Origin of the sequence: Oceanospirillum sediminis (assembly GCF_014164585.1) — a bacterium.
GTDB classification, from domain to species: Bacteria; Pseudomonadota; Gammaproteobacteria; order Pseudomonadales; family Halomonadaceae; genus Oceanospirillum; species Oceanospirillum sediminis.
Map to the genome: position 1 here is coordinate 1 of NZ_JACJFM010000366.1, position 306 is coordinate 306.

At 43.1% G+C, this 306-nt stretch carries 1 protein-coding gene; it reads right to left on the reverse strand.

The genetic code is table 11. The annotated features are described in order from the left end of the window. A partial coding sequence (locus H4O21_RS28925; protein ID WP_182812786.1) for an ATP-dependent Clp protease proteolytic subunit occupies positions 1–306 on the reverse strand: 306 nt, incomplete at both ends.

Genomic DNA, 306 nt, shown 5'->3' on the forward strand with positions numbered 1-306 from the left:
CTTTGTCGTAATCCTGACCTGAATGCTTACTAATAATTTTATAAAGCTCTTCTTTTAGGGTTAAGATTTCCTTTGCCGTGATCTCAATATCACTGGCTTGCCCTTGAGCACCGCCCATTGGCTGATGAATCATTACTCTAGAGTGGGTTAAACCACTGCGTTTTCCTTTTTCTCCAGCGCACAACAATACCGCACCCATTGAGGCGGCCATTCCTGTACAAATTGTGGCTACATCGGGCTTAATAAATTGCATCGTGTCATAAATACCTAAACCGGCATACACACTACCTCCTGGAGAGTTAATGT